23 protein-coding genes are annotated in these 23764 nt (G+C 71.6%); 18 read left to right on the forward strand and 5 right to left on the reverse strand.

Annotation, left to right across the window (positions count from 1 at the left end; all coding sequences use genetic code 11):
• Nucleotides 1-7: 7 nt before the first annotated feature.
• From BKD26_RS00630 to BKD26_RS00645, 4 genes are all read left to right on the forward strand, one after another.
• Nucleotides 8-790, forward strand: coding sequence for a class E sortase (locus BKD26_RS00630; protein WP_084894584.1), 783 nt, complete (start codon nucleotides 8-10; stop codon nucleotides 788-790).
• Between the two features lie 43 nt (nucleotides 791-833).
• The gene (locus tag BKD26_RS00635; RefSeq protein WP_241518515.1) at nucleotides 834-1121 is read left to right on the forward strand and encodes a DUF6412 domain-containing protein; all 288 of its coding nucleotides are present in this window, start codon (nucleotides 834-836) and stop codon (nucleotides 1119-1121) included.
• A 75-nt stretch (nucleotides 1122-1196) separates the two neighbouring features.
• Nucleotides 1197-1883, forward strand: coding sequence for a YidC/Oxa1 family membrane protein insertase (locus BKD26_RS00640; protein WP_084894588.1), 687 nt, complete (start codon nucleotides 1197-1199; stop codon nucleotides 1881-1883).
• Nucleotides 1884-1984: 101 nt separating this feature from the next.
• Nucleotides 1985-2842: a fumarylacetoacetate hydrolase family protein gene (locus BKD26_RS00645; RefSeq protein WP_084894590.1), complete on the forward strand. Its 858-nt coding sequence runs from the start codon at nucleotides 1985-1987 to the stop codon at nucleotides 2840-2842.
• 72 nt (nucleotides 2843-2914) lie between these two features.
• Here the strand turns inward: BKD26_RS00645 and BKD26_RS00650 are convergent, their stop codons facing one another.
• From BKD26_RS00650 to BKD26_RS00660, 3 genes are all read right to left on the reverse strand, one after another.
• The gene (locus tag BKD26_RS00650; RefSeq protein ID WP_241518452.1) at nucleotides 2915-3571 is read right to left on the reverse strand and encodes a contact-dependent growth inhibition system immunity protein; all 657 of its coding nucleotides are present in this window, start codon (nucleotides 3569-3571) and stop codon (nucleotides 2915-2917) included.
• A gap of 132 nt (nucleotides 3572-3703) precedes the next feature.
• Nucleotides 3704-4168: a heme-degrading domain-containing protein gene (locus BKD26_RS00655; RefSeq protein WP_084894594.1), complete on the reverse strand. Its 465-nt coding sequence runs from the start codon at nucleotides 4166-4168 to the stop codon at nucleotides 3704-3706.
• The gene (locus BKD26_RS00660) at nucleotides 4165-5214 is read right to left on the reverse strand and encodes a Gfo/Idh/MocA family oxidoreductase (RefSeq protein WP_084894596.1); all 1050 of its coding nucleotides are present in this window, start codon (nucleotides 5212-5214) and stop codon (nucleotides 4165-4167) included. The genes BKD26_RS00655 and BKD26_RS00660 overlap by 4 nt, the downstream gene beginning before the upstream one ends.
• Nucleotides 5215-5216: 2 nt before the next feature.
• On the opposite strand from BKD26_RS00660, the gene BKD26_RS00665 reads away from it, so the two are divergent.
• The 14 genes from BKD26_RS00665 (at nucleotide 5217) to BKD26_RS00730 (ending at nucleotide 19441) form a co-directional block, all read left to right on the forward strand.
• A complete protein-coding gene (locus tag BKD26_RS00665; protein ID WP_084894598.1) occupies nucleotides 5217-6338 on the forward strand; it encodes an ROK family transcriptional regulator in 1122 nt (373 codons plus the stop codon).
• A 529-nt stretch (nucleotides 6339-6867) separates the two neighbouring features.
• Nucleotides 6868-7614, forward strand: coding sequence for a hypothetical protein (locus BKD26_RS00670; protein ID WP_084894601.1), 747 nt, complete (start codon nucleotides 6868-6870; stop codon nucleotides 7612-7614).
• Between the two features lie 75 nt (nucleotides 7615-7689).
• Complete coding sequence (locus BKD26_RS00675; protein WP_084895290.1) at nucleotides 7690-8469, forward strand: GntR family transcriptional regulator; 780 nt, start codon at nucleotides 7690-7692, stop codon at nucleotides 8467-8469.
• A gap of 104 nt (nucleotides 8470-8573) precedes the next feature.
• A complete protein-coding gene (locus BKD26_RS00680; protein ID WP_084894603.1) occupies nucleotides 8574-9686 on the forward strand; it encodes a TIGR03364 family FAD-dependent oxidoreductase in 1113 nt (370 codons plus the stop codon).
• A 2-nt stretch (nucleotides 9687-9688) separates the two neighbouring features.
• Nucleotides 9689-10366, forward strand: coding sequence for a phosphonatase-like hydrolase (locus tag BKD26_RS00685; protein ID WP_084894605.1), 678 nt, complete (start codon nucleotides 9689-9691; stop codon nucleotides 10364-10366).
• The gene (locus BKD26_RS00690) at nucleotides 10363-11430 is read left to right on the forward strand and encodes an ABC transporter ATP-binding protein (protein ID WP_084894607.1); all 1068 of its coding nucleotides are present in this window, start codon (nucleotides 10363-10365) and stop codon (nucleotides 11428-11430) included. Before BKD26_RS00685 ends, BKD26_RS00690 begins: the two co-directional genes overlap by 4 nt.
• Nucleotides 11423-12286: a 2-aminoethylphosphonate ABC transporter permease subunit gene (locus BKD26_RS00695; RefSeq protein WP_084894610.1), complete on the forward strand. Its 864-nt coding sequence runs from the start codon at nucleotides 11423-11425 to the stop codon at nucleotides 12284-12286. Before BKD26_RS00690 ends, BKD26_RS00695 begins: the two co-directional genes overlap by 8 nt.
• A complete protein-coding gene (locus BKD26_RS00700) occupies nucleotides 12267-13064 on the forward strand; it encodes an ABC transporter permease subunit (protein WP_084895292.1) in 798 nt (265 codons plus the stop codon). The genes BKD26_RS00695 and BKD26_RS00700 overlap by 20 nt, the downstream gene beginning before the upstream one ends.
• A 44-nt stretch (nucleotides 13065-13108) precedes the next feature.
• Nucleotides 13109-14176 (forward strand): 2-aminoethylphosphonate ABC transporter substrate-binding protein, encoded by a 1068-nt coding sequence (locus tag BKD26_RS00705; protein WP_084894612.1) that lies wholly within the window; start codon nucleotides 13109-13111, stop codon nucleotides 14174-14176.
• Between the two features lie 140 nt (nucleotides 14177-14316).
• The gene (locus BKD26_RS00710) at nucleotides 14317-15852 is read left to right on the forward strand and encodes an alkaline phosphatase family protein (protein WP_084894614.1); all 1536 of its coding nucleotides are present in this window, start codon (nucleotides 14317-14319) and stop codon (nucleotides 15850-15852) included.
• A gap of 81 nt (nucleotides 15853-15933) precedes the next feature.
• The gene (locus BKD26_RS00715) at nucleotides 15934-16713 is read left to right on the forward strand and encodes an HAD-IIA family hydrolase (RefSeq protein ID WP_084894616.1); all 780 of its coding nucleotides are present in this window, start codon (nucleotides 15934-15936) and stop codon (nucleotides 16711-16713) included.
• A gap of 126 nt (nucleotides 16714-16839) precedes the next feature.
• Complete coding sequence (locus BKD26_RS00720; protein WP_084894618.1) at nucleotides 16840-17430, forward strand: hypothetical protein; 591 nt, start codon at nucleotides 16840-16842, stop codon at nucleotides 17428-17430.
• Nucleotides 17431-17432: 2 nt separating this feature from the next.
• Nucleotides 17433-18095: a class F sortase gene (locus BKD26_RS00725; protein WP_241518453.1), complete on the forward strand. Its 663-nt coding sequence runs from the start codon at nucleotides 17433-17435 to the stop codon at nucleotides 18093-18095.
• A gap of 308 nt (nucleotides 18096-18403) precedes the next feature.
• Nucleotides 18404-19441 carry a glycoside hydrolase family 6 protein gene (locus BKD26_RS00730; RefSeq protein ID WP_084894622.1) on the forward strand — a complete coding sequence of 346 codons (1038 nt, stop codon included), beginning with the start codon at nucleotides 18404-18406 and terminating at the stop codon, nucleotides 19439-19441.
• Nucleotides 19442-19489: 48 nt separating this feature from the next.
• Here the strand turns inward: BKD26_RS00730 and BKD26_RS00735 are convergent, their stop codons facing one another.
• Together BKD26_RS00735 and BKD26_RS00740 are read right to left on the reverse strand one after the other, a co-directional pair.
• A complete protein-coding gene (locus tag BKD26_RS00735) occupies nucleotides 19490-21442 on the reverse strand; it encodes a galactose oxidase-like domain-containing protein (RefSeq protein WP_084894624.1) in 1953 nt (650 codons plus the stop codon).
• Nucleotides 21439-23385 (reverse strand): cellulose synthase catalytic subunit, encoded by a 1947-nt coding sequence (locus tag BKD26_RS00740; protein ID WP_084894626.1) that lies wholly within the window; start codon nucleotides 23383-23385, stop codon nucleotides 21439-21441. The genes BKD26_RS00735 and BKD26_RS00740 overlap by 4 nt, the downstream gene beginning before the upstream one ends.
• Between the last annotated feature and the right edge of the window lie 379 nt (nucleotides 23386-23764).

Here is a 23764-nt window from a genome sequence, read left to right on the forward strand (position 1 = left end):
TGCCGCCGTGCGGACGCGGATACCAGTGGTGGTACGGCAGCGGCGGCGCGGGTGGCCTGGCGCGTTCGCCCGTGGTGTGTGGGTGGCGGGCGAGCTGGCGGTCACGGTCGGGGTGGTTCTGCTGCTGCTCGTCGTCCATCAGTTCTGGTGGACCAACCAGCAGGCCCGCGCCGGCGCCCAGCGGCAGGTCCAGGTCCTGGAGCGGGAGTGGGCGGGGGTAGGGGGAGGGGTGGAGAGGGGGGTTCCTGGGGAGCCTGCGGCTGAGGGGGGTCCGGCGGCTTCGGAGGCTCCTGGGGCTCCGGCGCCTCCGGCGGCTCCCGGGGCTTCGGCCGCGGTGCCTTCCCCGGACGCTCGGGAGCCGCGCCCCGCGTACGCCGTCCTCCGCATCCCCGCCCTCCGCCTCTCCGTCCCCGTCGCCCGCGGCATCGCCAAGCGCGGCGTCCTCGACAAGGGGTACGCCGGCCACTACCCGGGTACCGCCCCGCCCGGGCAGCCCGGGAACTTCGCCCTCGCCGGGCACCGCAACACCCACGGCGAGCCGTTCCGGTACATCAACCGGCTTCGGAAGGGGGACGAGATCGTCGTGGAGACGCGGGACGGGGTGTTCACGTACGTGGTCGACCGGATGCTCGCGCGGACCTCGCCCCGCGACACGGCCACCATCGCCCCCGTACCCAAGGGATACGACCAGCCTGGCTACTACGTGACCCTCACCACATGCACTCCCGAGTACAGTTCGACGTACCGGCTCATCGTGTGGGGGAAACTTCATTCGATGCGGCCACGTTGAGCGGGGAGAGGAGGGGGAGGTCGTGAGCGGTCTTGTCGCGCGGTTGGCGCGCTGCGGCCTGGTCGGCTTCCTGCTGTTCCTCTGCTCCGAGGGCCTGTACGCCGAGGGCGGCGCCCTCTCCGCGGCCGTGGCCCTCGCCGCCGTCGCCTCCGGGCTCGTCACGTGCGCCGTCATCGCCGCGCGCTGCGTGCCCGCCGTACCGCCGACACGGGTGCGTACGGCCATCCGCGACCGTGAACAGCGCACCGCGTTCCTGCCACAGCGCGATCCCGACGCCTCCGGGCGCAGGCGGCCCCGAGCGCCCGGCCGTCTCCTTCCGACGGCCGCGTAGGGGGATCTCCTTCGCGGTTCGTCATGCCGAGAAGCAGTTTTCCGGTACGACGAGACCCTCGGAGGGCTCCTTTCCATGTCCGTTTTCGCCTCGCTGGTCGAGCAGCTCGCCGCGCTGCTCCAGCCGCTGTTCCACGGCTCCGCGACCGCCGCCGCCATCGTCCTGTTCACCGTGCTCGTACGGCTTGCCGTGCACCCGCTGTCCCGGGCCGCCGCCCGGGGGCAGAAGGCGCGTACGCGGCTGGCGCCGCAGGTCGCCGAGCTGCGCAAGCAGCACGCCAAGAACCCCGAGCGGCTGCAGCGGGCCGTGCTGGAGCTGCACGCCCAGGAGAAGGTGTCGCCGCTGGCCGGGTGCCTGCCGAGCCTGCTCCAGGCGCCCGCCTTTTTCCTGATGTATCACCTGTTTTCGGGCGGCAGCCTGAGCGGGCATACGCTGCTCGCCGCACCCCTCGGTGGCCGCTGGACCGACGCCCTGGCCGACGGGGGCGTCTTCGGGGCGGCCGGTCTCGTGTACGTGGCGCTGTTCGTGATCGTCGCCGGTGTCGCCACGTACACGTACCGGCGTACCCGGGGACAGATGGCCGACATGGACATGGGCGGGGTGATGCCCGGTGGCATGGCGAAGGTGATGCCGCTGCTGTCCTTCGCGACGATCATCACCGTGGCCGTCGTGCCGCTCGCCGCCGCGCTCTACGTCGTCACGAGCACGGCGTGGACCGCCGCCGAGCGGGCGTACCTGTATCGCGAGCCGTCCACGGTGTGAACGGGGTCTTGCGGGGTGATCCGATGTCTTGGAGGATCGACCAATCCTCCGATGGCCGCACTCCATCGGCCGGGGCCTACCTCGACCACAGGGAGAAGACCATGAAGCTGCTGCGCGTCGGGACGGCGGGCGCCGAGCGCCCCGCGCTGCTCGACCAGGACGGGGTCCTCCGGGACCTGTCCGCGATCGTCCCGGACATCGACGGAGCCCTGCTCTCCGACGCGTCCGCGCTCGACCGGGTCCGGGCCGCCGTGGGCGCCGGTGTGCTGCCCGCGCTGGACCCGACCGGGCTGCGGATCGGGCCGCCGGTCGGGCGCATCGGCAAGGTCGTGTGCATCGGGCTGAACTACCACGACCACGCCGCCGAGACGGGCCAGGCGACCCCCGACGAGCCGGTCGTCTTCCTCAAAGCCCCCGACACGGTCGTCGGCCCGAACGACACCGTGCTCGTACCGCGCGCCAGCCGCAAGACCGACTGGGAGGTCGAGCTCGCGGTAGTCATCGGACGTACGGCCCGCTATGTGGACTCCGCGGAGGCCGCGCTCACGCATGTCGCCGGGTACGCGGTCGCCCACGACGTCTCCGAGCGCGAGTGGCAGATCGAGCGCGGCGGCACCTGGGACAAGGGCAAGAACTGCGAGACGTTCAACCCGCTCGGCCCCTGGCTCGTGACGGCCGACGAGGTGCCGGACCCGCAGGCGCTGTCGCTGAAGCTTTGGGTGAACGGGGAGCTGAAGCAGGACGGCTCCACGTCCGACCAGATCTTCCCCGTGGGGGAAGTGGTGCGCTACGTCAGCCAGTTCATGACCCTCTACCCGGGCGACATCATCAACACCGGTACGCCGGCGGGCGTGGCCATGGGCCAGCCGGAGCCGAAGCCGTTCCTGCGGGGCGGGGACGTCGTCGAGCTGGAGGTCGAGGGGCTGGGGCGTCAGCGGCAGGAGCTCAAGGACGCGTGAGGGAGTGAACAGCGCGGCCCCCGCCCCTCGGCACCCAGATGGTGAGGGCAGGAGCGGGGACCGCGCGCCGCTTCAGCTGCGCGGGTGGTGCGCGACGATGTCCGCCAGATCGGCCAGCCACCGGCGGAGCGGGACGCCGGCCGGTGGCCCGACACCGAGGCCGGTGATCCGCGCCGATTGCCGCAGGGCGGCATCGTCGGGGTTCAGCGCCAAGAAGTCCTCGATCTCCGCGGTCACAGCGCGCGGGTCGTCAGGCGAGACGCCGCTCAGGTAGTCGTCGACGGCTGCCCGGTGCGACGCGTACTCGGCGTCGAAGTCCTGGTGGAAGTAAGCGCCGAGCAGATGCGCCAGTTCGGGGAACCGCTCTCGCCACTCCCAGGACGTCTCCGGCCGCGGGCCGGGTCGGCCCGTGATTTCTTCGCCTGCCGGCATGAGCCTCTGCAGATGCCCGCGAATGACACGGAGGCACTCTTCGACGCTCCTCCCGGCAGGCGGATCGATGTGGGGGAGTAGATCCACGTCGTCGGCGATCTCGTCGTTGACGAGACCTACCGCCAAGAGGTCGTCGATCTCCCGCGCGGCCGCGGCAGCCCGCGAGGGCTGCCGTTCGGCCTGGCGCAGGTACGCGCTGAGAGCAGCGCCTGGACTGGCGGCCGAGTCGTCGAAGGCGTAGCCGGTCACCTCGTAGGAGCGCAGCAAACGCCGCAGCTCGCCGAAGCGGTCGTCCACGATGTGCCGTCCACGTTTCTTCGCCCGACGTTGCCGTAGGGCGGTGACGTTACCTCACGCCGCGCGGGTGTCAGCGGCTGGAGAGGAAGGCGGGCCACCCCCCGGGGGAAAGGGGCGGCCCGCCGGTCTGTGTCAGGCGCTGGTGAAACGCTCCAGGGCCTGGACCACCAGCGCGTGGTCCTCCAGTTGGGGCAGGCCCGAGACGGTGGCCGTGCCGATGACGCCCGTGCCCGTGACCGTGAGGGGGAAGGAGCCTCCGTGGGCGGCGTACTGGTTCGGGTCCAGGCGGGAGTCCGTGTCGAAGGACTTGCCCTTCTCGCGGAAGCGGGTGCCGACCAGGAGGGAGCTCTCGGCGTACCGCTCGACGACGCGGCGCTTGCGGTCGATCCAGGCGTCGTTGTCCGCGCTGGAGCCGGGCAGGGCGGCGTGGAAGAGCTGTTGCGCGCCGCGCCGGATGTCGATGGCGACCGGGGCCCGGCGCTCGCGTGCCAGGTCGACCAGGAGGGTGCCGAGCGTCCAGGCGTCCTCGTAGGTGAAGCGGGGGAGGGTGAGGCGGGTTTGCTGCTCCTCCAGCTCCGCGATGGTCGGGGCGGTCACAGCGTCACCGTCGTACCGTCGCGGGCCGAGCGGCGCGCCGCCTCCAAGACGTCCAGCGTCGCCGCCGCCTCCTGGGCGGTGACCGGCGGGGGCGTGCCGTCGCGCAGGGCGGCGGCGACCGAGGCGTAGTACGCCGGGTAGGCGCCGGGGAGGGAGGGGACGGGCGTGGTGTTCTCGCCGGCGCCGATACGGCCCCACAGCGGTTCCGGCTCCATGCCCCACCCGGGGCCGGGGCGCTCGCCCGCGCGGAGGGCCGCCTCCTGCGGGTCCAGGCCGTACTTCACGTACCCCGCCCGCGAGCCCAGCACCCGGAAGCGCGGGCCGAGCTGGGCGGTGGTGGCGCTGACGTACAGGTGGGAGCGGACGCCGCTCGCGTGCGTGAGCGCGATGAACGTGTCGTCGTCGGCCTCGGCGCCCTCGCGGCGTACGTCCGCCTCGGCGTACACCCGCACCGCCGGGCCGAACAGCACCAGCGCCTGGTCGACGACATGGCTGCCCAGGTCGTACAGCAGCCCGCCGAACTCCTCCGGCGCCCCCGACTCGCGCCAGCCGCCCTTGAGCTGCGGCCGCCACCGCTCGAAGCGGGACTCGAAGCGCTGTACGTCGCCGAGTTCGCCCCGGTCCAGGAGGGCGCGGAGGGTGAGGAAGTCGTTGTCCCAGCGGCGGTTCTGGAAGACGGACAGGAGCAGGCCGCGCTCCTCGGCGAGGGCGGCCAGGCCACGGGCCTCCGCCGCCGTGCCGGCGACCGGCTTGTCGACGACGACCGGCAGACCGGCCTTGAGGGCGGCGGTCGCGAGCGGGACGTGCGTCTTGTTGGGCGAGGCGATCACGATCAGGTCCAGCTCACCGGGCCGGGCCCACAGCTCGTCCGCGGACGCGGCGACGCGGACGTCCGGGAACGCGGTGCGCGCCTGCTGCTGCCGCTCCGGGGCCGACGTGACGACCGTGTCGAGGACCAGGCCCTCGGTCGCGGCGATCAGCGGGGCGTGGAAGACGGAGCCCGCCAGGCCGTAGCCGACGAGTCCGACGCGCAGCGGTCCAGTCATGCATGCCACTTAAGCAACGCTGTTGCCAAAGTGCAAGCCGGCGCGACAATGGGACGGTGAACAGCGATACGGGTGTCAACCTGCCGGCCCTGCGCAGCCACAACGCCGCGCTCGTGCTCAACCTGCTGCGCGCGGCGGACGAGGACGGGGCCAGCCGGCTGGAGCTCGCCGAGCGGACCGGGCTCACCCCGCAGGCGGTCAGCAAGATCACCGCACGGCTGCGGGACGAGGGCCTCGCCGCCGACGCGGGGCGACGCGCCTCCACGGGCGGCAAGCCGCGCACCGTCCTGCGCCTGGTCCCCGGCGCCGCCCACGCCGTGGGCCTGCACCTGGACCGCGACGAGCTCACCGCGGTCCTCGTCGACCTGTCGGGCGTCGTCGTCGCCGCGAGCGTCGTGCCGCTGGACCTCGGCTCGGGCGCCGAGGTGGTCATGGAGGTGGTCGCGGGCGAGGTCGCCGCGCTCGCCACGCGCACGGTCCTCGGTGTCGGCGTCGCCATGCCCGGGCCCCTCGACCACGCCGCGGGCGTGCCGCACCGGGTGACCCGCTTCCCCGAGTGGGACGGCTTCCCGCTGCGCGACGCGCTCGCCCGGCGGCTCGGCCTGCCCGTGGTGCTCGACAAGGACACGAACGCGGCGGCGCTGAGCATCGCCCTGAGCGGCGCGGGCGGCGACTCGTTCGCGTACCTCCATCTCGGTACGGGGCTGGGCGCGGGGCTCGTCCTCGACGGCGGGCTGTACCGGGGCGCGCGGACGGGTGCCGGGGAGTTCGGGCACCAGACCATCCAGCTGGACGGCCCCGTGTGCGGGTGCGGCGGGCGCGGCTGCCTGGAGGCGCTGTGCCTGGCCGCCGTCGCGCGGGGCGACCTCGCCGAAGCGGCCAGGGTGCTGGGCGCGGGGGCGGCCAACCTCGTCAAGCTGCTGGACATCGACCGCGTGCTGCTGGGCGGGCGGGTGGTGACCGGCGCGGCGGAGCCGTTCGTACGGGGCGTGCGAGCCGTCCTGGAGGAGCGTGCCCGGCGCGGCGGCGACCCCGCCGTGCCCGTGTCCCTCGCGGAGGGCTCGGCCCACCCGGTCGCGGAAGGCGCGGCTCAGCTGATCCTGGGGCCGGTGTTCGGGCGGTAGGCGCGGCGCGCTCGGCGCCGGCCGGGGTGGGGCCGGGCCCCCGTCTCCCACGGCCCGCGGATGGCCACCGGCCGGGGTGGGGCCGTGCAGGGTCGTCCCCGCAGAGGTTGGCGGCGCCGTAACGGCTCCCCATCCGACGTACCCAAGGCCGCCGGCCTCGAGGAGGCGAGCCCCGAGGGGCCACGCCCCCCATCCCCCGGCAGGCCACCGGCCCGCACCGGAACGGGCACCGCCCCGGGTGGAGCCGCCGCAAGGGCACCGCCCTGTCCCGTTGTGCCCACCCGTCCCGCCCCAGCGGGACGACTGCCCACAACGGGGGGGCGTCCCACTACGGGCGACCCGCAACGGGGGCGACCCACAGCGGGGTGGCCCGCGGCGGGGCCCGGGGGCCGTACCGGCCCCCGTTGCGCCGAGTGGGCGCATCCCTGACGCCGTACGGCGGGATGTCGCCGCACCGCCGGTGCGGTGCCGATGCCGCGTGGGACGTTCTCGGCGTACGACTGTCCACGCCCGCCGCCGAAGGTGCCTCATGCGACTGCGCAACGTCATCGCCCCCTGCGCCACCGTCGCCGTCGCCGTACTCGCTCTCACCGCGGCGGCGCCGGCCGACGGCACAGCGCCCTTCGAGGCCGCCGCTCCCGACCGGCAGCCCACCTGCGGGAACCCCTCCTCCGCCGACTTCCCCATCCGCACCCGTATCAGCGGCGGCCCCACCGCCTACCGTCCCGGCGGCGGGTTCCACACCTGGAACGTGGAGCTGACCAACACCACCAGCGAGCCCTGCGGCAACATCCACCCCGTCATCGTCTTCACCGACCGCGCCCGCGCCCTGAAGCCTGCCCAGATCCAGCTGGAGTTCTACGAGAACGTCGGCAACGGCCGCCGCCAGTACCCCGTCACCATTGAACAGACGGACGAAAGCGAACTGGTCGGTGTGCTGGACGACGGCGCCGACGCCTTCCGGGGGTTCGCCGTCCCGCCCGGCCGGACCGTCACTGTGCCCGTCCGCCTCGCCTTCACCTCCGACGCCCGGCCCGACGCGATCACCGCCAACGCCGCGATCGTCCAGCGGCGCGGCGGCGACGGCGACTGGGTGGGCGAGTCGGCCGACTACCGGTTCACCCTCGTGGACGAGGAGCCCGCCAGCGAGTTCGCCGAGGAGCTGCCCAGGACCGGCCGGAACGTCCTGATCGTCGCCGGTGCCTCCGCCCTCGCCTTCCTCCTCGGCGCCGGGACGCTTTCCCTGGCGGGCCGCATCCGGGACCGCAAGGGCTGACCGGCCGCCGGAGCCGACGCCCCGCGTTCACCTTCGCGTTCACGTACGTCTGCGAACATCCCGTCCGTGGACTACGTGAACTACCCCGACGGCCAGGCACCCGGCGCACCCGGCGTACCCGGCGCACCCGTCCGCTCCGGCATCCCGGAGCACGGCCGCATCCCCAAGTACTACGCGGTCAAGGCCCATGTCGCGGCGCTGATCGAGGAGTTGGGCGAGGGCCAGGCCCTGCCCGCCGAGCGCGAACTGGCCGTGCGGTACGAGGTCTCCCGCGAGACCGTACGCCAGGCCCTGCGCGAGCTGTTGCTGGAGGGGCGGCTGCGCCGCCAGGGGCGCGGCACGGTCGTCGCGGGCCCCAAGCTGGAGCAGCCCCTGTCGCTCGCCAGCTACACCGAAGGCGTACGCCGCCAGGGCCGCCGCCCCGGCCGTAACCTCGTCACGCTCGACCGCTTCCCCTGCCCCGCCGCGCTCGCCGCCGACCTCGGCACCGAGCCGGGTGAGCCGGTCTGGCACATGGAGCGCGTGCTGCTCGCCGACGACGAGCGGGTCGGCCTGGAGAGCACGTACGTCACCGAGGCCCGAGTCCCGCGCCTGGACGCCGACTTCGACCCCGACTCGTCCTTCTACGCCTACCTCCGCGAACGCCTCGGCATCGGCTTCGGCGACGCCGACGAGCGCATCGAGACGGTCCTCGCCACCCCGCGCGAGGCGCTGCTCATCGGCACGCCGCCCGCCCTGCCGATGCTGCTGCTCCACCGCCTCTCCCGGGACACGGACGGCCGGCCCCTCGAACGCGTCCGCACCCTCTACCGGGGTGACCGCTTCAGCTTCACGACGCACCTCGGACCCCGGTAAGGTCAAGAACAGATAACGGGTCTAGGCCAAGCTTGAGGGGGCGTTCACCTTCCCGTCGCCGACCCGACCCACCCGCGCCACCCACCACCACGACCGTTTCCGGCGTGAGAGTCATCGTCGTAGGAGCCGGCGTGGTGGGCACCATGCACGCCTGGCACGCAGTGGAACGCGGCCACGAGGTCGTACAGATCGAGCGCGAGAGCGAGGCCCGCGGCGCCTCCCTCCGCAACTTCGGCCAGATCTGGGTGAGCGGCCGCGCCGGCGGCGAGGAGCTGGAAACAGCCCTGCGCGCCCGCGAGCTGTGGGAGGGCATCGGCGCCCGCGTCCCGGAGCTGGGCTTCCGGGCCATCGGCTCGCTCACCCCCGTCCGCACCGACCCGGAACTGGCCGTCGCCGAAGCCGCCGTCGCCCGCCCCGACGCCGCCGCCCGCGGCTTCAAGCTGGTCACCGCCGACGACGCCCGCGCCATGAACCCCGCCCTCCGCGGCGACTTCCGCGCCGCCCTGTGGTGTGAGCGGGACGCGGCCGTCGAGCCCCGCACCGCCCAACTCGCCCTCCGCGAGGCCCTGATGGCCTCCGGGCGGTACACCTTCCTCCCCGGCCGCGAAGTCCGTGACGTCGTCGGGAACAACGCCGTCCGGGACGACCACGGCGACGTCCACACCGGCGACGCCGTCGTCCTGTGCACCGGCGCGTGGCTCGGCGGGCTCGTCCGCGAGGTCGCCGGAGACATCCCCGTACGCCGCGTACGCCTGCAGATGATGCAGACCGACCCGCTCGACGAGCCCCTGACCACCTCCGTCGCCGACGCCGACAGCTTCCGCTACTACCCGGCGTACGACTCGACCGCCCTGGAAGCCGGCCAGGCCCAAGAGCCGGTCGCCGCCGCGCACAAGATGCAGCTGCTCATGGTGCAGCGCCTCGACGGCGGGCTGACCATCGGCGACACCCACGAGTACGAGCACCCCTTCGCCTTCGACACCCTCGAAGACCCCTACGAGCACCTCACCCGCGTCGTCGAGTCCCTCCTCGGCCGCCCACTGCCGCCCGTCCGCCGCCGCTGGGCCGGGGTGTACGCGCAGTGCACCGACACCAGCCGCGTCGTCCACCGCCAGCAGGTGCGCGACCGCGTGTGGCTGGTGACGGGCCCCGGTGGACGCGGCATGACGTGCTCGCCCGCCATCGCCGAAACGACCGCGAACGAACTGGGTTGGTAACCATGGCAATCAAGCTTGTCGTCCTCGACATGGCCGGGACCACCGTCGCCGACGGGGGCCTGGTGGAGGAGGCCTTCGACGCGGCCGCCCGCGCACTGGGCACGGAGCCGGACGCACACATGCTCGACCACGTCCGCGCCACCATGGGCGAGTCCAAGATCTCCGTCTTCCGCCACCTCTTCGGGGACGAGTCCCGCGCCCAGGCCGCCAACCTCGCCTTCGAGGAGGCGTACGGCAAGCTCGTCGCCGCCGGGCGGATCGCCCCCGTGCCGGGCGCCGCCGACGCGATCCGAAAGCTCAAGGACCAGGGCCGTACCGTCGTCCTCACCACCGGGTTCGCCCGCGTCACCCAGGACGCGATCCTCGACGCGCTCGGGTGGCGGGACCTCGTCGAGCTGACGCTGTGCCCCGCCGACACCGACGGCGGGCGCGGGCGCCCCTACCCCGACATGGTCCTCGCCGCCCTCCTCCGCACCGGCGCGGCGGACGGCGTCCAGGGCGTCGCGGTCGCCGGCGACACCTCGTACGACATGCTCAGCGGCGTACGCGCCGGGGCGCGCGTCGTCGCCGGCGTACTGACCGGCGCGCACGGCGCCGACGCGCTGCGCGACGCGGGCGCCACGCACGTCCTCGGCTCGGTCACCGAACTGCCCGACCTGCTGGTGCGGGTGGAAGCATGACCAGCGGCATCCGCTTCGAGCAGGTCTCCGTCGCGTACGGGAAGAACGTCGTGCTCGACTCCCTCGACCTGACCGTCGAACCCGGCGAGGTCATGGCGCTGCTCGGACCGTCCGGCTCCGGCAAGACCACCGCGCTGCGCGCCGTCGCCGGGTTCGTACGCCCGGTGTCGGGGCGGGTGTTCATCGGTGGGCGTGATGTGACCGCGCTGCCGCCGCACCGGCGCGGCATCGGGATGGTCGTCCAGAGTTACGCGCTCTTCCCGCACATGCGGGTCGAGGACAACGTGGCGTTCGGGCTGCGCGCCCAGAAGGCCCCGAAGGGCGAGAGACCGGGCCGGGTCGCCGAGGCGCTGGAGCTGACCGGCATGGCCGCGTACGCCAGGCGCTACCCGCGCGAACTGTCCGGCGGCCAGCAGCAGCGCGTCGCCATCGCGCGGGCGCTCGCCATCCGGCCGGGCGTGCTGCTGCTGGACGAGCCGCTGTCGGCGCTGGACGCGCAACTGCGCTCCGGGATGCTCGCCGAACTGGCGCGGCTGCACCGCGAGCTGCCGGACGTGTCCATCCTGTACGTCACCCACGACCAGGTCGAGGCGCTGACGCTGGCCGACCGGATCGCGGTCATGGACCGGGCGCGGCTGCGGGACTGCGGCACGCCGCGGGAGCTGTACCGGCGGCCGCGTACGGAGTTCACGGCGTCGTTCGTCGGCAACGCGAACCTCCTGCCGGTGACGGTCGGATCGGGCGCCGTGTCCTTCGCCGGGCGGGAGCTGAAGGTCCCGGTGCCGGAGGGCGCGGTGCCTCAGGGCGCGGTGGGGGGCGCGACCCTGTGCGTCCGCCCGCACCTGCTCGGCCTCGGCGACGGCCCCAACGCCCTGCGCGGCACGCTCACCGAGGTCCAGTGGCGGGGCGCGACGCACCGGCTGTACGTCGACGTCGACGGGCACCGCGTGATGGCCGACCTCCGCGAGCTGCGGGACCCGCCGCCGCTGGGCGCGCCCGTCACGCTCCACTTCGCCCCGGACGACGCGGTGCTGCTGGGGGCGGAGGTGGCCGCCCATGGCTAGCGCGGGAACCCTGGTGGGCGGCGCGGCCGGCAAGGGCGCCCGGCGGAGCGGGCGCGTACCCGCCTGGGTGTGGGCCCTGCCGCCCGTCGCCGTCCTCGGGCTCGTGTTCCTCTACCCGCTCGGGCTCGTCGTACAGGAATCCCTCGCCCCCGGCGCCTACGCCGACGTCTTCGCGTCGCGGGCCTTCCGCGAGGCGCTGGTCACCACCGTGTGGCTGGCCGTCGGGGCGACCGTCGGGTGCCTGGTCCTGGGGTTCACGCTCGCGCTGATCATCGCGTTCGTGCCGTTTCCCGGGGGCAGGGCGGTGGCCAAATTCATCGACGTGTTCCTCTCCTTCCCCTCCTTCCTCGTCACGCTCGCCCTCCTCTTCATCTACGGCACCGTCGGCATGGCCAACGGCCTGTGGACGGACGTCACCGGAACCGCCGAGGGGCCGTTCGCGTTCCTGACGACGCCATGGGGCGTGCTGCTCGCGGAGATCACGTACTTCACGCCCTTCGTGATGCGCCCGTTGCTCGCCGCGTTCTCGCAGCTCGACACCGCACAGCTGGAGGTGGCGTCCTCGCTGGGCGCCCGGCCCGCGCGGATCGTGCGGCGGGTGATCCTGCCCGAGGCGCTGCCGGCCCTCGCGGCGGGCGGGAGCCTCGTCCTCGTCATGTGCCTCAACGAGTTCGGCATCGTGCTGTTCACCGGCGCCAAGGGCGTGACGACCCTGCCGATGCTCGTCTACGGCAAGGCGATCCTCGAGTCCGACTATCCGGCCGCGTGCGTCGTCGCGGTCGTCAACATCGCGATCTCCGTGGGGCTGTACGCCCTGTACCGGGTGGTGAGTGGCCGTGTTGGTGCACAGCGCTAAGGGCAAGTGGGCCGCCTGGGCCCTCTTCGCCGTCCTGTTCCTGCCGCTCTTCGCGGTTCCCCTGCTCGTGATCCTGGCCGCGTCGTTCTCGACGAACTGGTCCGGCGCCTTCCCCTCCGGCCCGACCGCCGGGCACTACGCCTCCGCCGTGCGCGGCGAGTCCCTCCAGGCGCTGACCACCAGCCTGGTCACCGCCGTGACGGCGAGCCTGCTCGCCCTGCTCGTCGGCACCTGGGCCGCCCTCGCCGCCGCGTCCCTGAACAAGCGGGTACGACGCGCCCTGGACGCCCTGTTCATGCTGCCCGTCGCGGTCCCGTCCGTGGTCGTCGGCCTCGCGGTCCTCGTGGCCTTCTCCCAGCCGCCGTTCCTCCTCAACGGCACGCGGTGGATCGTGATCCTCGCCCACACCGTGCTGGTCACGGCCTTCGCGTACCAGTCGGTGTCGGCGGCCATCGTCCGCCTGGACCCCATGTACGAGCAGGCCGCCGCCAGCCTCGGCGCCCGCCCCGCCCACGTACTCCTCCGGGTCAAGCTGCCGCTGCTGCTGCCGTCCCTGAACGCGGCCGCGGGGCTCTGCTTCGCCCTGTCCATGGGTGAGCTGAGCGCCACGATGATGCTCTACCCGCCGGACTGGCTGCCGCTGCCGGTGCTGATCTTCACGGCCACCGACCGGGGGTCCCTGTTCACCGGCTCGGCGATCGCCGTCGTCCTGATGGCGACGACGCTGCTCGTCCTGCTCGCCGTCTCCCGTATCCGTACCAAAGCCACGTACCGCTGAGGCACGTACCGATAAGCCACGTACCGCTAGGAGAGAACCACGTCATGCTTACGCACGCCGCCGCCACCAAGCCGCTCGCCGCCCTCACCGGCGGTCTCCTCCTCGCCGCCACGCTCACCGCCTGCGGCGGCGACTCCGCCGCCTCCGACGAGAAGGTCGTCACCGTCTACAGCGCCGACGGCCTCAAGGGCGAGAAGGGCGACGGCTGGTACGACCAGGTCTTCAAGGACTTCGAGAAGCAGACCGGCATCAAGGTCGAGTACGTCGAGGGCGGCTCCGGCGAGATGGTGCAGCGCGCCGCCCGCGAGAAGCGCAACACCCAGGCCGACGTCCTCGTCACCCTCCCGCCCTTCATCCAGCAGGCCGACTCCAAGGGCCTCCTCCAGCCGTACGAGCCCAAGGGCTCCGACCAGGTCGACGGCGCCGACAAGTCCGGCGACGGCACCTGGACCTCCGTCGTCAACAACTACTTCGGGTTCATCCACAACAAGAAGGAGCTGAAGACGCCCCCCACCACCTGGGAGGACCTCCTCGACCCGAAGTACAAGAACAAGCTCCAGTACTCCACCCCCGGCGTGGCCGGCGACGGCACCGCCGTCGTGATCAAGGCCATGCACGACTTCGGCGGCCAGGAGCCCGCCATGGAGTACCTGAAGAAGCTCCAGGCCAACAACGTCGGCCCGTCCTCCTCCACCTCCAAGCTCGCCCCCAAGGTCGACAAGGGCGAGATCCTCGTCGCCAACGGCGACGTCCAGATGAACTTCGCCCAGGCCAAGTCCATGCCGAACCTCGGCATCTGGTTCCCCGCCAAGCAGGGCGGGAAGCCCACCACCTTCGCCCTGCCGTACGCCGCGGGCCTCGTCAAGGACGCCCCGCACAGCGACAACGGCAAGAAGCTCCTCGACTTCATGCTGAGCGAGCAGGCGCAGCGTCAGGTCAGCGCGATCGGCGGCGGCTTCCCCGCCCGCGCCGACGTCAAGCCCACCGACGCCAACGCCATCGAGCTGGCCAAGCTGATGGAGGGCGTCGACGTCTTCGAGCCGGACTGGGCGGACATCGACAAGAACCTGACGTCGTACGTCGACGCGTGGAAGTCGGCAACGGGAAGCTAGCGAGCCGAAGCCAAGAGTTCACCGCACGTATCTGGTGCCCCGCGAAAGGTAGCGGAAAGATAACGGGTACGGACCAACGCCCCTGGGAAACCGGGGGCGTTGGCGTGTGCCCCCACACCCCCTTCGACGGAGGTTTCCCGATGCCGAACACCGGCATGTCCCGCCGTACCGTGCTCGCCGCAGCAGCAGCCGGGGCGGCTGCGGCGGCAGTCACCACCGCACCGGCCGCCCACGCCGCCGCGCCCACCCTCCCCAACGGCACCAGCAAGGACAAGGTGCTCGTCGTCGGGATGGACGGGCTGCGCCACGACAGAATCGACGCGGCCAACGCCCCGCACATGAAGTCCATGATGGCGAACGGCACCTACGGCCTGTCCCTGCTGTACGCCAACCCCATGGCCGCCACCTCCTCCGGCCCCGGCTGGTCGACCATCTCCACCGGCGTCTGGCCCGACAAGCACGGAGTCAAGGACAACACCTTCACCGGCAAGAACTACGGTACGTACCCCGGCTTCCTCGCCCGCCTCGCCCAGGTGCGCCCCGGGCTGTCCACGTACGCCGCCGTCGACTGGAAGCCGCTGGACGCCCAGGGCACCGTCACCCCCGGCGCCGACGCCAAGCTCGTCCTCGACGGCGACCGCGACGGGTACGTCGCCCACGACGCGACCATCGCCGCCGAGACCGAGTCGATCCTCCGCGACCAGAACCCCGACGTCCTGTTCGTCTACCTCGGCAACACCGACGTCGTCGCGCACGCGAACGGCACCGGCCAGAAGTACCTCGACGCCATCGCCGTCCAGGACGCCCAGCTCGGCCGGATGCTCGCCGCCATCAAGGCCCGCCCCTCGTACGCCACCGAGCGCTGGACCGTCATCGTCACCACCGACCACGGCCACGTCGACGCGGGCGGCCACGGCGGCAGCTCCATCGAGGAGCGGCGCACCTTCGTCCTCGCCACCGGCCCCGGTATCGCGGCCGGCGCCCGCCCCCTCGACACCCGGCTCGTCGACGTCGCCGCCACCGTCTTCCACCAGCTCGGCATCGTCCCCGACCCGTCCTGGGGCCTGGACGGCAAGCCGATCCAGCAGCGCTCCACCGACCCCTTCGACACCCTCCAGTCCTCCCTCACCCAGCGCGTCGACGAGACCGGCATCCCGGCCGGGATCCTCGGCTTCACTCACACCCCGCCCAGCGGCTGGTCCGTCATCAACAACGCCATGGGCACCGGCGGCATGACCGAGTGGCGCGGCTGGTCCTTCGCCACCGACGAGTTCTGGTCCCGCACCCAGCGCGACCAGCAGCGCGAGCTCAACGTCCGCGCACGCGGCGTCTTCGCGGTCGCCGACTCCGACGAGTGGGCCGACAGGACCTTCTCCGGCACGTACGACTCGACCCTGGTCAGCCCCGCGTACACCGTCAGCGGCAAGACGAAGGTGACGCTCGACTTCACCACCCTCTACCGCCAGGAGGGCAGCCAGACCGCCGAGGTCCTCGCGTCCTTCAACGGCGGCACCCCGACCGTCGTCAAGAGCTACACCTCCGACGTCATCTCCAAGCCCCAGTCCCTCACCGTCACCGTCCCCTCCGGAGCCTCCAGCGTCAGCTTCCGCTTCCGCTACACCGGGTCCAACAACTGGTACTGGACGATCGACGGGGTGAAGATCACCGCATCCTGATTAGGCTGGGGGCGTCGCCACAGCGCTGTCGCGGCGTCCCCAGCACGCATGTCTGTACCTGTACGGCAGGAGTCCCGCCCCATGGCAGAGCGCAAGCCGATCGAATCCTGGCTCACCGACATGGACGGCGTCCTCATCCACGAGGGCGTACCCATCCCCGGCGCCGACGCCTTCATCAAGAAGCTGCGGGATACGGAGAGGCCCTTCCTGGTCCTCACCAACAACTCCATCTACACCGCCCGCGACCTGCACGCCCGGCTCGCCCGCATGGGCCTGGACGTGCCCGTCGAGAACATCTGGACCTCCGCGTTGGCCACCGCCCAGTTCCTGGACGACCAGCGGCCCGGCGGCACGGCGTACGTCATCGGCGAGGCGGGGCTCACCACCGCGCTGCACGACATCGGCTACATCCTCACCGACCACGACCCGGACTACGTGGTCCTCGGCGAGACCCGTACGTACTCCTTCGAGGCCATGACCAAGGCCGTCCGGCTGATCAACCAGGGCGCCCGCTTCATCGCCACCAACCCCGACGAGACGGGCCCCAGCGCCGAGGGCCCGCTGCCCGCCACCGGTGCGGTCGCCGCGCTGATCAGCAAGGCCACGGGCAAGACCCCGTACTTCGCGGGCAAGCCGAACCCGCTGATGATGCGCACCGGCCTGAACGCCATCGGGGCGCACTCCGAGACCAGCGCGATGATCGGCGACCGGATGGACACCGATGTGCTGGCCGGGCTGGAGGCGGGGATGGAGACCTTCCTGGTGCTGACGGGACTGACCGCACGGGAGGACGTGGAGAAGTACCCGTACCGCCCCTCCTGGACCGTCGACTCGATCGCCGATCTGGTCGATCGCGTCTGAGCGACCCTTCGGCCCCATCGGCCCAGTTCAGAGCCGCCCGACCGGGTGAAAGGCCGGGTGACGGCCGTCCCCCTGCGGATGCGGAAACCGGCGAACGGGGTGAATCTTCAGTGCAGGAGGTTCACGATGCGTTCAGCTCTGTTTGCGCTCCGTGCCGCAGCCGGGGCGGCCACCGTCCTGGCGCTGGCCGCGGGGCCCGCGTACGCCGGTGACGGCGAGGAGGACCGGGACGGCGAGAAGCACCGGGAGAAGGTGACGGCCCTGGTCGTGCCCGCCACCACCAAGCCCGGCGGAGACGTGGACATCCAGGTCCACGGCTGCAAGGGCAAGCACGGCTCGGTCAGGTCCAAGGCGTTCGTCGCGGAGGCCGAGCTGTCCGGCCGCCAGGGCAAGGGCGGGCCGCTGTACGGCGACACCACCGTCAAGTCCCGCCTGGACTCCGGTTCGTACCCGCTCACCGTCCACTGCGACGGGCGCGACCACCATGACGCCGGCACCGTCCACGTCACCCACCACCCGGCGCCCAGCCCCGTCGCCCCGGTCAGGGCCGGTGGTGGAGGCACCGCCGTGCTGGCCGCCGACGCGCCCCGGGGCGGTACGGAGGAGCAGGGGCCCAGCACCCCGCACACCGTGATCGGCCTGGTGCTGGCGGGCGTCGCGGCGGTCGCCGTCGCCTTCCGCAGCACCCGCCGCCGGCGCCGTACCCGCGCGGACTGACCGTGTCCTCCGCACGGCACCCCGCCGGACACGGCCGGCTGCTCACTGGCGTGGCCTGGGCCCTGTTGCTGCTGGGCCTGTGGCTGTGGGGCAAGGACATCACGGGCGGACCCGGCGGCCTGTCCGCCCCCACCACCGGAGACGTCGCCGCCGTCGGCCGCCCCCTGGGCGTCCCACTGCCACCGGCCCGCCCGCCGATGGAGCCCGCCCCGCCCGAGCGCCTGGAGGCCCCGTCGCTGGGGATCACCGCCCCGGTCGTCCCACGCGGCCTGGACAGGACGGGCGCGATGGACCCGCCCCCGTACGAGAAGGCGCACAGCGTCGGCTGGTTCCGCGACGGGGCCCAGCCGGGCACGGACGGCGCCGCGCTCTTCGTCGGCCACGTCGACACCGAGACGAAACCGGCCGTCTTCTACGGCCTGAGCTCCGCCCGCCCCGGCGAACGGATCAAGGTGACCAGGACGGACGGCTCGGTCGCCGAGTTCACCATCGACGACGTGCAGGTCTTCGCCCGGCACGAGTTCGACCCCAAGAAGGCGTACGGGCAGCGTCAGCCCGGCCGCCCCGAGCTGCGCCTGATCACCTGCGGCGGCACCTTCGACCGCGCGTCCGGCACCTACACGGCGAACGTCGTCGTCTCCGCGTACCTCACGAGCGCGGCGTAACGCGCCACCGGACGAACCACCTGGCCCGGCCGACGGCCCTTCCCCCGTCGCACCGGGGGCCCCATACCCGGGCCGTCGGCCGGGCCGGCCCTCGACCGCGTGAGTCCGGGCTGCGGGAGAAGCCCGGCATCGGCGCGGGAGGCCGGGGATGGTCCGGCAGCTCGCGCTCACTGTAGAACGCCGCCCCGGTCCGATCCAGACCGCCCTCGTGGCTTCCGGACACGTGTGTCAGGATGGATTCGACCGGGTTGTCCGGGAGGGGGCACCTGGGGGGTGATCCCGCACATAGTGCACCCAAGGGGGAGTGGATGTACGGCAGTTGCACCGGGCGTGCCCGCGTGAGGGCGGCCGCGGTGGGGGCGGTGGGCGCGGTGGCGGCATTGCTGCTCGCGGGTTGTACCTCCCCCGACGCCGGCAGTGGCGGCAAGCAGCCGGAGGCCGCGCCGGTCGTGAGTCAGCAGCCCAAGGCGACCGACCCGTTCTGGGTCAATCCGGGCAGCAAGGCGGCCCAGCAGGTCGCCGGCTATCTGCGCGACGGCAAGAAAGAGGACGCCGAGCTCATCAAGAAGATCGCCTCCCAGCCGGTGGGCGAGTGGGTCGGCACGGAGCAGCCGGAGGAGGACGCCCGCGGCTTCACCGAGGCCGCCGCGAAGGCCGACCGGGACGCCGTGCTGGTCCTCTACAACATCCCGCACCGCGACTGCGGCCAGCACTCCGCGGGCGGCGCCCCCGACAGCGACGCGTACCGCGCGTGGCTGGACAAGGTCGCCAAGGGCATCGGCGACCGGCGGGCCACGGTGATCGTGGAGCCGGACGCCGTGATGCACATGGTGGACGGCTGCACCGAGGACCAGTACCACGAGGAGCGGTACGACCTGCTCAAGGGCGCCGTCAAGCGGCTGAAGCAGCTGGCGAACACCAAGGTGTACCTGGACGCGGGCAACGCCGGCTGGGGCAAGCCGGACCAGATCTTCGAGCCGCTGCGGTGGGCGGGCGTCGCGGAGGCCGACGGCTTCGCGGTGAACGTGGCCAACTTCCAGACCACCGAGGCCAGCAAGGAGTACGGCAAGAAGGTCTCGGCGAAGGTCGGGAACAAGCCGTTCGTCATCGACACCAGCCGCAATGGCAACGGCCCCTACACCGAGGGCGACCCGGCCGAGAACTGGTGCAACCCGCCGGGCCGCGCCCTCGGCGAGACGCCCACCACCAACACGGGTGACCCGCTGGTCGACGCGTACCTGTGGATCAAGCGCCCGGGCGAGTCGGACGGCGACTGCAAGGGCGGCCCCAAGGCGGGCGACTGGTTCCCGGAGTACGCCCTCGAACTGGCCCGCAACAGCAAGTGACACAAGGGGCGCCCCCGGCGGGGGCGCCCCTCGCGCATGTGCGGGGTGTTACGGAACCTCGACCCACACCGCCTCGGACGGCGTGCCCTTGTCGTCGGTGACGAAGAGCATGTACCAGCCGGACGGGACCAGGGAGCGGTTCTTCGGGACGGTGACATCGAAGCCGTCGGCCGTCTTCTTCATCTCCAGGGCGATCGACCGCTGGTCGACGTCGGTGACGTGCGTGACGGCGCTCGGCCGCATCAGCTTCGCCGTCTTGATCCTCGCGGCGTCCGGGGTCGTGAAGACGCCGCTCCCACCGCGCTTGATCTTCGCCGGGCCGCCGGTGACCTTCGGCTTGGAGTCACGGAAGAGGTAGGGCGGGGTGTAGATCTCGATGCGCTGTTCGAAGACGCCCGGCTTGGTGTTGGCCTTGTCGGCGAAGAGCGAGTCCGAGCCGAAGATCATCACGCGGCCGTCGGGCAGCAGCACCGAGCCGGAGTGGTAGTTGCGGCCCACCTGCGGGTCGGCGACGCGCGTGTACGTCCCCGTCTTCGGGTCGTACGTCCGCGCCTCCAGCACGTTGGAGTCGCTGCGCCCCCGGTAGTCCTCCGAGCCGCCGGTGACCAGCACGGTGTCGTCCGGCATCAGCGAGGCGCTCGGGTAGCGGGTGCCCTTGTCGAGCGAGGCGCCGTCCTTGAAGCGGGGGTTGGGGTCCTTGAGGTCGACCAGACGGGACTTCTCGCTGGACTTCTCGGACTCGCCGACCCCGCCGCCCCCGATGACCATGAACCGCTGGTCCTGGGCGGGCGGCAGCATGACGGTCGCGGACGTCTCCATCCTGTCCGCGTCGCTCAGGCCCGGGATCTTGTCGAACTCGTTGGTCTCCAGGTCCCAGACGCCCGGCTCACGGCCGACGTCGGCGGGCCCGTACCCGGCGTTGGAGCCGGAGTAGAACAGCTTGCCGTTGTCCATGAGGAAGATCGCCGGGTACGTCGGGAAGCGCCGCTCGATCCCGGTGTACTCCCAGGTCCTGGTCTTCGGGTCGTAGATCTCGTCCTTGCCGGGGACGATCTGCCCGATCTCGTCGAGGCCGGAGAGGGCGAGGACCTTGCCGTCCTTGAGGGTGGTGAGCGTCGGGTACCAGCGGGCCTCGTTCATAGGGTCGACCTTGATGTACTTCTCGGCGACCGGGTCGAACTCGAAGGCGTCCTTGATGCCCTGGAAGTCCTTCTTGTCGAGGGCGAGCTTCTGCGCCATGCCGTAGACGTTGCGGGCGTCCTTGCCCGTCAGGCCCTCGACCTTGTAGTTGTCCTCGGTGCCGGTCTCGAACTCCTTGCCGGACTCCTCGGCCTCGACGTAGATCCGGCCCAGGCCCGGCTGGGTGCGCAGGAAACGGCCGGTGGTCTTGTCGAAGACCTTCTCGGCCTTCTCCACCAGGACCGGGTCCTTGGAGACGAACGTCTTGCCGTTGGCCCTGCCGGTGAACCTGGTCCCGGCGGGCAGCGTGATCGGCTTGTCCGGGTCCTCGTTGTGGACGATCATCAGGCCGCCGGCCTTGGTGACGTCGCCCTGGAGCTTCTCGTACCGCTTGGTGCCGCCCGCGACCAGCAGCTTTCCGTCGGGCAGCTGGGTGTGCCCGGCGCAGAACATGTCCTTGGGGGTCTCGATCTTCTTGAACTTGTCCGTCTTCGGGTCCCACAGGACCGACTCGAACTTGTTCGCGTCGAAGTTCTTCTGGTTGTTGCCGGAGCCCGCGATCAGCAGCACCTTGCCGGTGTGCAGCAGCGCCGCGTGGATGGTGTTGATCCGGAACTCGGAGGGGACGTCGAGGAAGTCCCAGTGGCCGTTGGCGGCCTTGTACTCCGGCTTGTTGATCGTGTAGTCGTGGTACTTCTCCGAGCCGTACCTGTACAGGGCCGGACCGTTGAACCCGGCGACCACAGCAACCACCGCCGTGCCTATCAGAATGCGACGGGCACGGTTCCGGCGGTGGTTCGGCCGGACGGGCAGGCTGCTCATTTGTTACGTCCCCCAAGGGCGATCTGCATGGTGTCGTTCTGCTCGGCCCAGCTCGGCTTGGCCTGCGGCGCGTGGTCCACGGCCGGCGCGGGCGGCTGCGGCGGCCGGCTCCCCCCGCCGTGCCGGGCGGGGCGCTTCTTCTTCTCCTGGCGCAGCATGTGCCGCCAGACGAAGATCGGCGTGGCGGTGATCAGCGTGGCGAACGACGCCCAGATGATCATCGCGGGGTGGGAGTTCCCGAAGACGAAACCGGCGACCATGGACCCGACGAAGATCCCGATGAAGTACCAGTGGTACCGGAAGGTCGCGAACCACCTGTCCGGGCTCGCCGAGTCGCCCTTGGGGGTGACCACGAACGAGCTCTTGCGGCGGAGGGCGGAGTCGATGAGCGCCTTGGCGTAGAGCGGCGCGGACAGGGCGGACATGACCATGCCGGCCACACCGCCGGACCCCTCCGGCTCGTGCGGGGAGACGTTGTGCCGGCGGTTCCAGACGTACAGGCCGATCTGGAGCGCGGAGGCGTTGCCGTAGAGCATCAGCCACACGGTCGGGTCGATGTTCACACCCGAGGCGCCCAGGCCCAGGAACAGCGCGCAACTCAGCGCCGCCAGAATCCAGTTCAGGGCGGACATCGGGTAGAAGATGATCATCATCGTGTAGTTGAAGAGCTTGCTCGGCGGCAGCGTGCCGAAGCCCTTCCAGTACTGCTTGAGGATCGTCTCGTACGTACCGCGCGACCAGCGCATCTGCTGGGTGAAGAAGTCCGTCCAGGCGCTGGGGCCCTCACCGACCGCGAGCACGTCCGGGGTGTAGACCGAGCGCCACTTGTTGCCCGTCGCCGGGTTCTTGTGGCGATGGATCTCGAAGCCGGTCGCCATGTCCTCGGTGATCGAGTCGTACAGGCCGCCGATCTGCTTGAGCGCCGTGATGCGCACGGCGTTCGACGTACCGACGAACATCGGCGCGCCGTAGCGGTTGCCGGCGCGCTGGATCAGCGCGTGGAAGAGGAACTGCTGCGACTCGGCGGCCTTGGTGACGAAGTTGTCGTAGTTGCCGTAGACCTGTGGGCCGATGACGAAGCCGACGTCCGGGTCCCGGAAGAAGCCGAGCATCCGCTCCAGGTAGTTGGGCAGCGGCACGTGGTCGGTGTCGACGGAGGCGAAGAAGTCGTAGTTGACGCCGTGCGCGTCCAGCCAGGCGTTGTAGTTGCCGTGCTTGGTCTTGGCGCGCTGGGCACCGGTGGGCTGGTTCCACTTCGCGATGCCCTTGCGGGAGAAGTGGTGCACGCCCAGGCGCTCGCAGACGGCCTTGACCTCGGGGTCGTCGCCCTCGTCGAGCAGCCACACGTGCATCAGGCCGCGGTGCCGGATCCTGACGGCGGCCTCCAGCGTCTTCGTCACCATCTCCAGGGGCTCCTTGCCCGGGACGAAGGAGGTGAGGAAGGCGACCCGGGTGCCGGACTCCGGCACGACCGGGACCGGGTCGCGAGCGACCAGCGTCGCGTGCGCGTTCGACAGCACGTTCATGCAGCGGAAGAACTCGATCAGGCCGATCGAGACGAGCATCACGATGTCGAGCGCCGGCAGCCAGGAGAAGGCCGGGTAGTCCCGCTCGGTCCAGTGCGACGGCTGCAGCAGCCAGACCAGCAGCACCAGCGACAGCACCGGGGCGGCGGCGAGCATCAGCGCGACCCGGATCCGGTGCGGCTCCTGCGAGATCAGCGACCGGTACTGCACCGTGTACGGCTTGTTCGGGTCGGGCTGGGTGAGGGGCCCCGCGAGCCGGCTGTAGTGCTCGTAGTCGTAGCGCGGCAGCGGCTTCGCGGCGGGGCGCTGCCGGGCCCCGCCACCGGTCTGGAGCTGCGGGGGAACCCGAAGCTGAGTGGTCCGGGATGGGTCGTTGTCCTGCCGGGCGCCGGTCGCGCCGGTCGGCGTCGACGTCATGAGTCATCCCCCCGCACGCATGCTGGCTGCGCGATTGGTCTGGTCGTTTCCCGTCCGGACGCGCAGTCCCCCTAGACCGGCGTATCCCGACGCATAGTGGCAGGCCACCGTCCCTGAAGACATGGAACGACGACCTTCCGGTTGCATGATGCCCGTCACGGCATCACACGCGTGAAACGGGGCCCCCACCCCGCGGTCCCCGCAACCGGAGCACCCCCCGAAACTGCCGCCAACTGCTCGGACCTCATGCCCCATTGAGGGACATCGGCTCCAGGATAGGGTCTACGCCCCCAGGTCTTGATCGCAAGGGTGAAACAGACTGTTTCCCGGGTAAACGCACGATTTGGGTGGCTCCGGGGAGGGGCGGTACGACTGAGGC

This window comes from Streptomyces sp. CB03238, from assembly GCF_002099185.1.
Lineage (GTDB): Bacteria > Actinomycetota > Actinomycetes > Streptomycetales > Streptomycetaceae > Streptomyces.

Bases quoted from the DNA above. Each gene is read 5' to 3' on its own strand.
- BKD26_RS00730 (WP_084894622.1), top strand. From the start codon at position 18,404: ATGTACGGCAGTTGCACCGGGCGTGCCCGCGTGAGGGCGGCCGCGGTG.
- BKD26_RS00715 (WP_084894616.1), top strand. From the start codon at position 15,934: ATGGCAGAGCGCAAGCCGATCGAATCCTGGCTCACCGACATGGACGGC.
- BKD26_RS00720 (WP_084894618.1), top strand. From the start codon at position 16,840: ATGCGTTCAGCTCTGTTTGCGCTCCGTGCCGCAGCCGGGGCGGCCACC.
- BKD26_RS00665 (WP_084894598.1), top strand. From the start codon at position 5,217: ATGCCACTTAAGCAACGCTGTTGCCAAAGTGCAAGCCGGCGCGACAAT.
- BKD26_RS00640 (WP_084894588.1), top strand. From the start codon at position 1,197: ATGTCCGTTTTCGCCTCGCTGGTCGAGCAGCTCGCCGCGCTGCTCCAG.
- BKD26_RS00740 (WP_084894626.1), bottom strand. From the start codon at position 23,385: ATGACGTCGACGCCGACCGGCGCGACCGGCGCCCGGCAGGACAACGAC.
- BKD26_RS00660 (WP_084894596.1), bottom strand. From the start codon at position 5,214: ATGACTGGACCGCTGCGCGTCGGACTCGTCGGCTACGGCCTGGCGGGC.
- BKD26_RS00735 (WP_084894624.1), bottom strand. From the start codon at position 21,442: ATGAGCAGCCTGCCCGTCCGGCCGAACCACCGCCGGAACCGTGCCCGT.
- BKD26_RS00645 (WP_084894590.1), top strand. From the start codon at position 1,985: ATGAAGCTGCTGCGCGTCGGGACGGCGGGCGCCGAGCGCCCCGCGCTG.
- BKD26_RS00695 (WP_084894610.1), top strand. From the start codon at position 11,423: ATGGCTAGCGCGGGAACCCTGGTGGGCGGCGCGGCCGGCAAGGGCGCC.
- BKD26_RS00685 (WP_084894605.1), top strand. From the start codon at position 9,689: ATGGCAATCAAGCTTGTCGTCCTCGACATGGCCGGGACCACCGTCGCC.
- BKD26_RS00690 (WP_084894607.1), top strand. From the start codon at position 10,363: ATGACCAGCGGCATCCGCTTCGAGCAGGTCTCCGTCGCGTACGGGAAG.
- BKD26_RS00705 (WP_084894612.1), top strand. From the start codon at position 13,109: ATGCTTACGCACGCCGCCGCCACCAAGCCGCTCGCCGCCCTCACCGGC.
- BKD26_RS00670 (WP_084894601.1), top strand. From the start codon at position 6,868: ATGCGACTGCGCAACGTCATCGCCCCCTGCGCCACCGTCGCCGTCGCC.
- BKD26_RS00710 (WP_084894614.1), top strand. From the start codon at position 14,317: ATGCCGAACACCGGCATGTCCCGCCGTACCGTGCTCGCCGCAGCAGCA.